The following is a 10,699-nucleotide window of genomic DNA, read 5'->3' as shown; positions in this document are numbered from 1 at the left end:
GGACGTTTGCCCGCGGGCGATCCTCGATCGGATCGTATCCGGTGACATCGGACAATGGCGAACCGGACGAGCTGTCGCTAATCTCATTCATGGCGTGATCTCCCTGGCGGTTGCAGCCGCCGGTTGGGGTGGGTGTCAGTTCACCCGGAGATTACGCCGCCAGCCAATTTCTACCAATTCCGAGACACGACCCGAGGGTTGCTCGGTGAGCAGTGCCTCACGCCCGGAGGACGAACCATGCAGGAGAATAGCGAGCTTTTCATCGGATTGGACGTTTCGAAGAACAGCCACGCCGCTGCGATAGCCGAGAGTGGTCGGGACGGCGAAGTCCGGTCCTATGGGGAGATCGGAGCGGATGCTGTCTCCGTGCGGCGGTTTGTTCGCAAGTTGGATCGTCCGAACCCGCGGCCGCGGTTCTGTCACGAGGCCGGGCCGACCGGCTATGGCCTGAAACGGCAGATCGAGGCACTCGGCCATGAGTGCGCCGTGATCGCGCCGTCGCTGATCCCGCGCCGTCCCGGCGAACGGGTGAAGACGAACCGGCGCGATGCCGTGAAACTGGCGCGCCTCTTCCGCGCGGGCGAGTTGACGGAAATCTGGACACCCGACGAGGCGCACGAGGCTATGCGCGATCTGGTGCGTGCCCGAGAGGCGGCAGTGAAGGACCGGACGCGTAAGCGCCAGGAGATCCGGTCGTTCTTGTTGCGGAACGGTCGGGCCTATCCCGGCAAGAAGGCCTGGGGGACGAAATACTTCAAGTGGCTCCACAATCAATGGCACGCGCTCCAATGCGCTCCGGTCCGAACAGGGTGTTCCCACCGTCGTGTCGCCGTCCGTTTCGCCATCGCCTCACGTTTCGCGCCTCACCTTCTCCATGCGGGTCCGCGGGCCCGCGATTTCGTCAGGCCCGATAGCTCTCGCCCGACCTGATCAGTGCCCAGACGACCCGGGCCATGCGGTTGGCCAATGCGACTGCGACCAGCTTCACGGGTTTTCTCTCGAGCATCCGCCCGAGCCAATCAGCGCCGGGCTCCTTGCCGCGCCGCGCGTTCGCCATCGTGCTTGAACCGATGGCGCGCGATGGCTCACTGCGCGCCATCGCCCCGAGATAGAGCAGCCGGCGGAGATACCCGTTCCCCGCCTTCGAGATCCCGCCGAGCCGCTCCTTCCCGCCCGAGGAATGCGCCTTGGGCGTGAGACCGAGCCACGCGGCGTAACCCCGCCCCGATCGGAAGACCGCGACATCCGGTGTCGTCGCCGCGAGCGCGCTCGCGGTGATCGCCCCGATGCCGGGCACGGTGGCGAGACGGCGCGCGAGGGGATCTTCTCTCTGCGCGGTCTCGATCCGCGTGGTCACGGCCGCGATCCTGTCGTGCGTGGCGCGGAACTGGTCGGCGAGCAACCCGAGCGCGGGCCGCGCCGCTTCAGGAACCCCCTCCGTGGTGGCAAGCAGACGGTCGACATTGTGAATGCCCTTCGGCACCACGATGCCGAATTCCGCGAGACGCTCGGCCGATTTCACCGGCACGAAGCGCATGGTGGGGCGGCCGACCGCTTCGCAGATCGCCTCGGCATCCGCGGCATCGGTCTTGCCGCGCTTCACATACGGTTTCACGTAGGCCGCCGGCATCAAGCGCGCCTCGTGGCCTCGTGGCCGAGCGCGGTCAGTTCCCGCGCCCAGAAGTGAGCACCCGCGCAGGGCTCCATCCCGACCAGGCAGCGCTCAAGGTCTGCGAAAAAGCCGAGTACCTGGCTCCGGCGAAGCTTCCGACGGACAACTACCGATCCGGCGGCGTCGACGCCGTGGATCTGGAACACGTTCTTGGCGAGGTCGATGCCGATCGTGGCGATCTGATTCATGCGCGGGTTCCTCGATGGGTGGATCAGCCCTCAGCATCGCATATCGCGATGTCGGAAGCGGGAGCCGTCCACCCCATCAAAGGCTGAACCGTACTCCTTGCTGGCCCCTCTAGGCTGCGCTCGTTCAGGCGCATGTCTATCGCGGCGATGACGGCGTCTTGCCCCTCGACGCCTGTGCCCTCCGGAACGCCTTGCTCATGGATGAACGCGGCCAATTCTGCGGTCCAGACACTCCACTTCTCAGTTCGAGGGCGACCTCCAATCACGGTGGGGTTCGCGTTAGCCGTGCCTCCACCCGCTGCCTCCGCCGTCAACATGGCTTCCAGAGCCAGAACGCCCTCCACATCCAGTTTGACATCCGTGGCCTTCACGAAGTATTTCGCGCCGCCGATTTGCCCGCTCCCCGCGAAGGTGCCGGAGACCCAGTCCAGCACCGTGTCCGCGTTAACCGTGCAGTGCTGCCAGAACCAGTCAGGAACTGCGACGTCCTCCGCCTCGTGGTGCGACCTGAGAAAACCATCCTCGCACCGCCATTGGATCGTGGCGCATCGACTCGCGATCAATCCTGCCCGGCATAGACGTACGATCTGCGCCTCGGCTTCCTTCCGGTCGCAACCGATCTGCTCGCGGATTTTCCCCAGGCATTCACCAGCGGGCGCGTAGATCCCATTTTCGGCCTGCTCGACTCAAAGGCCTTTTCTTCGAGGCAGCATCGCTTCGATGTCCGCCTCGAGGAACGTCACTCCATAGGCTCGGCAATCGTCGTGCCGGACCATGGTGGAGAAATCCCCCGCTCGCCAAATTTGCCCGATCAGCTTAGCCCAGAACTCGGGAGGGATCTCGCAGTCCTCGCGGCGCTCCCTCCCCCAAATCAAAAGGCGCGCGCGACCAACGACCACGCCATCGGCCGCTCTAGGACGGATGACGAAGGCGGGCTGGAGTTCGCCGTGCTCCTCCAAGCGGCTGTGCGCGTCGAAGGCGCTGATCCATCCATCTTTCATTACCGCCCAATAGCGCCAATTCGCCTGCGCCAGAAGAGCTAGTCCATCGTGATATGGCCAGCGAGGCACGAATGGGGATCACAGTAGCGCCTTCGCGCAAACTATCGAGGTGGTCCGCCCACCACTAAGCCATGTCGACGCGCTCAGCCCAATGCTTGCCGCGGTGGTAGGCAGCGCGCACGGCGTCGCGATCCTTGTGAGCGAGCGCGCGTTCAATCGCATCGGGCGACCACTTGCCCGATTCGTTGAGCAGGGTGCTCGCCATGGCGCGGAAACCATGCGCCGTCATCTCGTCGCCGGCATAGCCCAATCGCCGCAGAGCCCCATTCACCGTGTTCTCCGACATCGGCCGCGCCGTCGAGCGAATTGATGGGAACACGAATCGTCCGTCGCCCGTCACCTCCTGCGCGGATTGAAACAACTCCACGGCCTGCCGAGGCAACGGGACGACGTGCTCGATCCGGCCCTTCATCCGGGCGGCGGGGATGCGCCAGATCCCGGCGGCGAGATCCAGTTCCCGCCACTCGGCGCCGCGCAACTCTCCGGAACGCACGAAAAGGAGAGCCGAGAGCTTGAGCGCGACCTTGGTGAGCCCGCCGCCCTCGTAACCGTCGAGGGCGCGCAGGAGTTCGCCGGCTTTCTTGGCGTCCAGCACGGCGCCCAGATGCTTCGGCTTGCGGCCGGAGCCCCGCGAAGATCACGCGTGGGATCGGAAGGAGCCAGTTGATTGACGACCGCGTATCTGAAGACCTGCCCAATAAACTGAAGCGTGCGGTGCGCTTTCTCGTCGTTCTTGGCGGCTTCATAGGGCCGGACCGCGTCGAGGATCTCCCAGGGAGCGATTTCGCTGATCGGACGGTGCCCCAGCGGCTGCTTCACCAGCTTGAGGAACCACTCTCGCTTGCTGATGGTAGCCTCGGCGAGCTCGTCCCGCCGGTTCGTTGCAATGTAGGACTGCGCGATGGCTTCGAACGTGTTCACCGCGGTGATCTTCGCGATGTGTTTCTCGCGCCGCCGGCGCTCGGCCGGATCGACGCCGTTCGCCAGATGCCCCTGCGCCTCGTCACGAGCGGCGCGAGCCTGTTTGAGGCTCACCTCCGGATAGGCTCCGAGCGAGAGCTTTTTCTCGACTCCGCCGGAAGCGCGGAACTTTACCCGCCATAGTCGGCCCCCTGATGGCGTGACCTGAAGATAGAGCCCCTCTCATCGGCGACCTCGCAGGGCCTCTCGCGGGGTTTCAGGGCGCGGATAGCGGAATCGGTGAGCGGCATACTGGGGGCCTTTCATTTCCGGCCATCGGAACGGCCCCGGATCGGCCCCACCTTGACCCGGCTCCGGGCGAACGCGGGCGACCAGCCAAGCCCAGAATATGCCTTGTTTTCCAAAGCTTATCCATCAACCGCGACGATCGGCGGACAGGAAAGTGGTGCCGGTGAAGGGACTCGAACCCCCGACCCCATCATTACGAATGACGTGCTCTACCAGCTGAGCTACACCGGCACTTTCCTCGCCGTCGCGCCGTGAACCCCTCGGGGGATCCGCCTGGGCGGCGACGGGGGCTCCATAGCAACGCGCGCGGGCGGCGTCCAGAGGTTACGCGAGAAACGGTGCGACGGCGTCGAGGAAGGCCTCGGGCGCCTCGGCGTGGACCCAGTGGCCGGCGCCCGGGATCGCCGCGTGACGCGCCGCCGGGAAGAGCGCGGTGACACGGGGCCAGTCGCGCGGCCGCGCGTAGCCGGAGGTCTCGCCGGTCACGAAGAGCGCCGGCCCGTCGTAGCGCGCGCGGATCTCGGGAAAGCCGAGGATCACCGGCATCTGGTCGGAGAGCGCGTCGAGATTCAGCCGCCACGCCGCCCCTTCGGGGGAGAGGCGCAGGTTCTGCAGGAAGAAGCCGCGCAGCCCCGGATCGGCCACATGCGCCGCGAGGGCGGCGTCCGCGTCGGAGCGGCGGGCGACGCCGGAGAGGTCGACCGCGCGCATCGCGGCGATGTTGCTGTCCTGGTCGTGGTCATAGGCGACCGGCGCGATGTCGACGACGACGAGCCGCTCGACGAGTTCGGGCCGCGTCAGCGCCAGCACCATCGCCGCCTTGCCGCCCATCGAGTGGCCCATGACCGCGGCGCGCCCGCCATGCTCCTCGATCACCCGGGCGAGATCGGCGGCCATCGCCGGATAGCTGTGCTCCGCGTCCCAGGGGCTGTCGCCGTGGTTGCGCATGTCGACCGAGATCACCTGGCGCCCGGCGGAGAGCCGCTTCGCGATCATCCCCCAGTTCCGTGCCGAGCCGAACAGGCCATGGGCGATGACGAGCGGGGGGCGGGCCGTCGGCTCCCCGGTGACGATGGTATTGAGCGCGAGCGCCATGGGCGATCCTCAGACGATCAGATTGGTGATCACCGCGTCGTCGGTGATGTCGAGATAGACGAAGCCGGCCGCGTCCATGCGCGCGCGCACCGCGTCGGCCCCGGCGGCCGAGCCGCTCTCGATGCCGATCAGGACCGAGCCGAAGTTGCGGGCTGACTTCTTCAGGTATTCGAACCGGGCGATGTCGTCCTCCGGACCGAGCAGGTTCAGGAATTCGCGCAGGGCGCCCGGGCGCTGCGGCAGGCGGAGGATGAAGTATTTCTTCTTCCCCTCCCAGCGCAGCGCGCGTTCCTTCACCTCGGGCAGGCGTTCGAAGTCGAAATTGCCGCCGGAGACCACGGCGACCACGGTCTTGCCGGCGAGATCGCCCAGGTCGCGCAGCGCGTCGATCGCGAGCGCGCCGGCGGGCTCCAGCACCACGCCCTCGATGTTGAGCATCTCGACCATCGTGCCGCAGAGCCGGTCCTCGGGCACGACCGCCACGTCCTCCGCCGCGAAACGGCCGAGGGTCTCGAAATTCAGCTCCCCGATCCGCGCCACCGCCGCGCCGTCGACGAAATTGTCGACCTTCTCGAGCGTGACGAGATGCCCGGCCTCGAGCGCGCGGCGCAGACTCGGGCCGCCGAGCGGTTCGACGAAGCGGGGCCGGGTGCCCGGCGCGCGGGCGGCGAAGACGCGCGTCATTCCGGCCGCGAGCCCGCCGCCTCCGACCGGCATGACGAGAAGATCCGGCGTCACCCCTTCGGGCAGCTGGTCGAGGATCTCGAGCGCGCAGGTCGCCTGCCCCTCGATCACGTCGGCCGCGTCGTAGGGCGGCAGGAACATCGCGCCCGCCTCGGCGCAAAAGTCCCGGGCGGCGCGCAGCGTGTCGTCGAAATAGTCGCCGATCAGCCGGATCTCGACCGCCGGCCCGCCGAAATGCCGGGTCTTGTCGATCTTCTGCCTCGGCGTCGTCACCGGCATGAAGATCACGCCCTCGGTGCCGAAATGCGCGCAGGCATAGGCCATGCCCTGCGCGTGGTTGCCCGCCGAGGCGCAGACGAAGCGGCGCTGGCCGGGATCCGCGGCCAGGGCCTTGCGCATCGCATTGGAGGCGCCGCGCAGCTTGTAGGAGCGCACGGGCGTCAGATCCTCCCGCTTCAGCCAGATCTCGGCGCCGTATTTCGCGCTGAGATATTCGTTGCGCTGGAGCGGCGTCGGCTCGAAGAGTTCGCGCAGCGCCGTCCCGGCCCTGGCGACGCCGGCGAGGAAGTCCGCGGAATCGGTAACGCTTTCCATGAGGTCCGCTAGCACGCGGGACCGCGTCGCGCCAGAGCGCGCCCGGGCGGCCCTCCCGAACAAACCCCGGTGAGAGCCATTGCGCGCCGCCCGCTTATGCGATCTTAAGCTGGGCATCGCATTGCAATCGCGGGTAAGGTCCAGTGTTTGTTTCCTTCTTCCCCAGACCGCGCGCCTTCTTCTGGTCGGTGATCGTCTGGGCGGCCATCTGTGTCGCGGGATGGTACGCGGGGGGCGAGGATCTGGGCGCGTTGCTCGGGCTTTCCATGGACGGAGGCCGGGACGTCGCCGTCTCCCGCTTCTGGTCCGGCCCCTTCCTGTGGTTCTACGCCTATTTCCTCGCCGCCACGCTGGCCTTCTGGGCGTTCTGGCAGGTGGTTTCCCCGCATCGCTGGGCCCACTGGTCGATCCTCGGCTCCGCCGTGCTCATCTTCACGACCTATTACCAGGTCCAGGTCTCGGTCGCGATCAACGACTGGTACGGCCCGTTCTACGACATGATCCAGGCCGCCCTCGGCAAGACACGGCCGGTCACCCTGGGCGAATTCTTCGGCTATGTCGCGACCTTCCTGCGGATCGCCCTCGTCGCCGTCGCGGTCCAGGCGCTCACGCGCTTCTTCGTCAGCCACTACGTCTTCCGCTGGCGCACGGCGATGAACGATTACTACATGGCGCACTGGCAGAAACTGCGCCACATCGAGGGCGCCTCGCAGCGTGTGCAGGACGACACGATGCGCTTCGCCAGCACGACGGAGCAACTCGGCGTCAGCCTGCTCGACGCGATCATGACGCTGATCGCCTTCCTGCCGGTGCTCGTCACGCTCTCCGCCGACATCACCGAACTGCCGATCGTCGGCGCGATCCCGCACCCGATCGTCTTCGCCGCGCTGATCTGGTCGGCGCTCGGAACCGGCCTGCTGGCGCTCGTCGGGATCAGGCTTCCGGGTCTCGAATTCCGCAACCAGCGGGTCGAGGCCGCCTATCGCAAGGAACTCGTCTACGGCGAGGACGATCCGGACCGGGCCGACCCGCGCACGACCGGACAGCTGTTCGCGAACCTCCGGCGGAACTACTTCCGCCTCTACTTCCACTACGTCTATTTCAACGTCGCCCGCTATCTCTACATCCAGACGGACAACGTCTTCGCCTATGTCATCCTCGCGCCCACGATCGTGATCGGCGCCATCACCCTCGGGGCGATGAACCAGATCCTGAACGCGCTCGACCAGGTCCGCACATCGTTCCAGTACCTGATCTCCTCCTGGCCGACGATCGTGGAACTGCTCTCGATCCAGAAGCGCCTGCGCGCGTTCGAGGCCACCATCACCGGGGCGCCCCTGCCTTCGATCGACAGCGAATTCCTCTCCGCGGCCCGCGTGCGCGACGGAAGCGCCCCGCTGATCGACGGCTGACCGGGGCGGCCCCGGAACCGGCGGAGCGGCGCCCGCTTGCCGCTTCGCCCGAAAGGGCCTAATGCGCGAACGAAACCGGAGCGGAGGTTCGCATGTCGTCACCGAAGAAAGTCGTTCTCGCCTATTCGGGTGGTCTCGACACCTCGATCATCCTGAAGTGGCTCGAGACCGAATACGGCTGCGAGGTCGTCACCTTCACCGCCGATCTCGGCCAGGGCGAGGAACTGGAGCCCGCCCGGAAGAAGGCGGAGCTTCTCGGCGTGAAGCCGGAGAACATCTATATCGAGGATCTGCGCGAGGAATTCGTCCGCGACTTCGTCTTCCCGATGTTCCGGGCCAACGCGCTCTACGAGGGGCAGTACCTGCTCGGCACCTCGATCGCGCGGCCGCTGATCGCCAAGCGCCTCGTCGAGATCGCGGAGGCGACCGGCGCGGACGCGGTGGCGCATGGCGCGACCGGCAAGGGCAATGACCAGGTGCGCTTCGAACTCGCCGCCTACGCGCTCAATCCGGGCATCCGGGTGATCGCCCCCTGGCGGGAGTGGAGCCTCACGAGCCGCACCAAGCTTCTCGCCTTCGCCGAGGAGAACCAGATCCCGATCGCCAAGGACAAGCGGGGCGAGGCACCGTTCTCGGTCGACGCGAACCTGCTGCACACCTCCTCCGAGGGCAAGGTGCTCGAGGATCCGTCCGAGGAGGCGCCCGAATACGTCTACCAGCGCACGGTGAGCCCCGAATCGGCGCCGAACACGCCGGAATACGTCGAGATCGGCTTCGAGAGAGGCGACGCGGTCTCGATCGACGGCGAGAAGCTCTCGCCGGCCGAACTGCTGACGCGGCTGAACGTGCTCGGCGGCCGGCACGGCATCGGCCGGATCGATCTGGTCGAGGGCCGGTTCGTGGGCATGAAGTCGCGCGGCGTCTACGAGACCCCCGGCGGCACGATCCTGCTCGCCGCCCACCGCGGCATCGAATCGATCACGCTCGACCGGGGCGCCGCGCATCTCAAGGACGAGCTGATGCCCCGCTACGCGGAGCTCATCTACAACGGCTTCTGGTTCAGCCCGGAGCGCGAGATGCTCCAGGCGCTGATCGACACGAGCCAGGAGCATGTCGAGGGCACCACGCGGCTGAAGCTCTACAAGGGGATGGCGAGCGTCGTCGGCCGCTCCTCGCCGAAGTCGCTCTATTCCGAGCAGCACGTGACCTTCGAGGACGACGCCGGCGCCTACGACCAGAAGGACGCGGCGGGCTTCATCAAGATCAACGCGCTGCGGCTTCGGCTGCTCGGCATGCGCGCGCGCCGCTGAGGCGCGGGATCAGCGGCGGTCGAGCGCCCGCGCGACGGCCGCCGTCAGTCCGAACAGCGCCGCGGCGCCGAGCATGAGACCGATGCGCGTCGCCCGGGCCGAGACCCGGGGCGCCCAGTCCCCCGCCTCTTCCGCGAACGGCCCCCGGTCCCGGCGCACGCCGCTGACCGGGGCGAAGAGGTTGCCCTCGCGCTCGGGGAGCGGCGTATCGGTCAGCTGCCCCTCCCACGCGCCCGCGGCGACGTGATCCGCGAGGCCGGGGAGCGCCGCGTCGCCGAGAATGGCCATGACCGTGGAGCGGCCGAGATAGATTTCGGGCCGGGGATGCGCGGCGGCCTCGGCGATCGCCCGCCCCGCCACCTCCGGCGCGACCGGGCGTCCCGCCGGGCGCGGCCGGACGCCCATCTTCGCGCGCGCCCAGGCGAATTGCGGCGTGTTCACCGCCGGCAGATGCACCATCGCGACGCGGATACCGCTGCCCTCGCTCAGGAGTTCGGTCCGGAGCGACTTCGTGAAACCGACGACCGCGTGTTTCGCCGCGCAATAGGCGCTCTGGAGCGGGATCGAGCGGTAGGCGAGCGCGGAGCCGACCTGCACGATGGTGCCCCGGTCCGCCGGGCGCATATGCGCGAGCGCCGCCAGCGTGCCGTTGACCTGACCGAGATAGGTCACCTCCGTCACGCGGCGGAATTCCTCCGGCGTGATGTCGTCGACCCGGGCGAAGACGGTCGCCATCGCGGAATTCACCCAGGCGTCGATCCCGCCGAATTGCTCCGCCACGCGGTCGGCGGCGGCGCGGACCGCCGCGGCGTCCGCGACGTCGCAGGGCAGGACGAGCGCGCGCGCGCCCAGCGCCTCGACCCCGTCGGCCACTTCCCGCAGCCCCTCCTCGTCGCGCGCGATCAGCCCGACCTCGTAGCCCCGCGCCGCGAGCGCGAGCGCGGTCGCCCGGCCGACGCCGGCGGATGCGCCAGTGACGACGGCGGAGGGACGCCGCCGGTTCGGGCCTTCATGTCCGATGAGTTCTGTCATGCCGCGACAACGCGTCGCGGCGCGCTCCGTTCCGCGCCCGGGTGAGGAGAGCGGCGGTCGGCCGCTACATGAACGCGTAGGCGTTGCGGATCAGGATGGTCTGGAGCGCGTAGATGATGACGATCAGCACCAGCGGCGACAGGTCGAGCCCGCCCATGTTGGGCAGGATCCGCCGGATCGGCCCGTAGATCGGTTCCAGCAACCGCTCCAGCCCGTACCAGATGTTGGAAACCAGCGGCTGATGACGGTTCAGCACGTTGAAGCTGATGAGCCAGCTCATGACCACATGGGCGATGACGATGAACCAGACGATCTTGAGGATGAAGAGAAGAACCAAGATCAGGGAGCCCATCGAGATATCCGCCTTCTGGCAATTGCGCGCCTCCCTAGGTAGTCGCGCGCCCCGCCGGCCGCAAGGGCGGCGCGGGACCCGTCGCGGCGC

Annotated in this window: 10 protein-coding genes, 1 tRNA gene and 2 pseudogenes; 3 read left to right on the top strand and 10 right to left on the bottom strand. The window is 67.5% G+C overall.

The features are described 5' to 3' along the window. The first annotated feature begins 237 nt into the window (after positions 1–237). Positions 238–930 (top strand): IS110 family transposase, encoded by a 693-nt coding sequence (locus FJM51_RS12845; RefSeq protein ID WP_210240277.1) that lies wholly within the window; start codon positions 238–240, stop codon positions 928–930. On the opposite strand, the pseudogene FJM51_RS12840 reads toward FJM51_RS12845, so the two are convergent. From FJM51_RS12840 to ilvA, 8 genes and pseudogenes are all read right to left on the bottom strand, one after another. Further along, positions 902–1,860, bottom strand: a pseudogene (locus tag FJM51_RS12840) (IS110 family RNA-guided transposase). The gene FJM51_RS12845 and the pseudogene FJM51_RS12840 overlap by 29 nt on opposite strands. Positions 1,861–1,883: 23 nt before the next feature. Then, complete coding sequence (locus FJM51_RS12835) at positions 1,884–2,294, bottom strand: hypothetical protein (RefSeq protein ID WP_140454544.1); 411 nt, start codon at positions 2,292–2,294, stop codon at positions 1,884–1,886. A gap of 252 nt (positions 2,295–2,546) precedes the next feature. Beyond that, positions 2,547–2,861 carry a hypothetical protein gene (locus tag FJM51_RS12830; RefSeq protein WP_140454543.1) on the bottom strand — a complete coding sequence of 105 codons (315 nt, stop codon included), beginning with the start codon at positions 2,859–2,861 and terminating at the stop codon, positions 2,547–2,549. A gap of 124 nt (positions 2,862–2,985) precedes the next feature. Continuing rightward, entirely contained in the window at positions 2,986–3,516 is a 531-nt protein-coding gene (locus FJM51_RS24145; RefSeq protein WP_210240276.1) for a tyrosine-type recombinase/integrase, read from the bottom strand. Positions 3,517–3,605: 89 nt separating this feature from the next. Beyond that, positions 3,606–4,001 (bottom strand): annotated as a pseudogene (locus FJM51_RS25550) (tyrosine-type recombinase/integrase); the annotation flags it as partial. A 284-nt stretch (positions 4,002–4,285) separates the two neighbouring features. Next, positions 4,286–4,361: transfer RNA gene (locus tag FJM51_RS12820), tRNA-Thr, on the bottom strand. A 93-nt stretch (positions 4,362–4,454) separates the two neighbouring features. Then, on the bottom strand, positions 4,455–5,225 hold the full coding sequence (locus tag FJM51_RS12815) for an alpha/beta fold hydrolase (RefSeq protein WP_140454542.1): 771 nt from the start codon (positions 5,223–5,225) through the stop codon (positions 4,455–4,457). Between the two features lie 9 nt (positions 5,226–5,234). Further along, positions 5,235–6,503, bottom strand: coding sequence for a threonine ammonia-lyase IlvA (ilvA, locus tag FJM51_RS12810; RefSeq protein ID WP_140454541.1), 1,269 nt, complete (start codon positions 6,501–6,503; stop codon positions 5,235–5,237). Positions 6,504–6,646: 143 nt separating this feature from the next. On the opposite strand from ilvA, the gene sbmA reads away from it, so the two are divergent. Both sbmA and FJM51_RS12800 read left to right on the top strand, forming a co-directional pair. Further along, positions 6,647–7,915, top strand: a complete 1,269-nt coding sequence (sbmA, locus tag FJM51_RS12805; protein WP_140454540.1) for a peptide antibiotic transporter SbmA — start codon at positions 6,647–6,649, stop codon at positions 7,913–7,915. A 92-nt stretch (positions 7,916–8,007) separates the two neighbouring features. Further along, positions 8,008–9,225, top strand: a complete 1,218-nt coding sequence (locus FJM51_RS12800) for an argininosuccinate synthase (protein WP_140454539.1) — start codon at positions 8,008–8,010, stop codon at positions 9,223–9,225. 9 nt (positions 9,226–9,234) lie between these two features. On the opposite strand, the gene FJM51_RS12795 is transcribed toward FJM51_RS12800, so the two are convergent. Further along, positions 9,235–10,257: an SDR family oxidoreductase gene (locus FJM51_RS12795; RefSeq protein WP_140454538.1), complete on the bottom strand. Its 1,023-nt coding sequence runs from the start codon at positions 10,255–10,257 to the stop codon at positions 9,235–9,237. A gap of 64 nt (positions 10,258–10,321) precedes the next feature. Next, positions 10,322–10,609 carry a YggT family protein gene (locus tag FJM51_RS12790; RefSeq protein ID WP_140454537.1) on the bottom strand — a complete coding sequence of 96 codons (288 nt, stop codon included), beginning with the start codon at positions 10,607–10,609 and terminating at the stop codon, positions 10,322–10,324. Positions 10,610–10,699 lie beyond the last annotated feature (90 nt).

This window comes from Amaricoccus solimangrovi, assembly GCF_006385685.1.
In the GTDB taxonomy this organism is placed as follows: Bacteria; Pseudomonadota; Alphaproteobacteria; order Rhodobacterales; family Rhodobacteraceae; genus Amaricoccus; species Amaricoccus solimangrovi.
This window is presented reverse-complemented; position numbering and strand designations above follow the sequence as displayed.